The organism is Allobaculum fili (genome assembly GCF_020969955.1).
Classification (GTDB): domain Bacteria; phylum Bacillota_I; class Bacilli_A; order Erysipelotrichales; family Erysipelotrichaceae; genus Allobaculum; species Allobaculum fili.
In genome coordinates this window covers 1-255 of the sequence record NZ_JAHDSX010000161.1, presented here as the reverse complement: position 1 = coordinate 255, position 255 = coordinate 1, and the positions used below count along the sequence as shown (strand labels likewise).

The following is a 255-nucleotide window of genomic DNA, read 5'->3' as shown; positions in this document are numbered from 1 at the left end:
TCCGCCAGCCACAGGTCATCCGCCAGCTTTTCAACGATGGTCGGTTCGGTCCTCCACAAAGTTTCACCTCTGCTTCAACCTGCCCATGGCTAGATCACCCGGTTTCGGGTCTGCTCCTGACTACTTGCCGCCCTCTTAAGACTCGCTTTCGCTTCGGCTTCGCGTTTTCCCGCTTAACCTTGCATTCAAAAGCAACTCGCCGGTTCATTCTACAAAAGGCACGCCATCACCCTTGGTCGGGCTCTGACTTCTTGC

1 rRNA gene is annotated in these 255 nt (G+C 55.3%); it reads right to left on the bottom strand.

Going from position 1 to position 255, the window contains the following annotated elements:
* Window positions 1–254, bottom strand: a 23S ribosomal RNA gene (locus tag Afil_RS10910); the annotation flags it as partial.
* Window position 255: the final 1 nt, after the last annotated feature.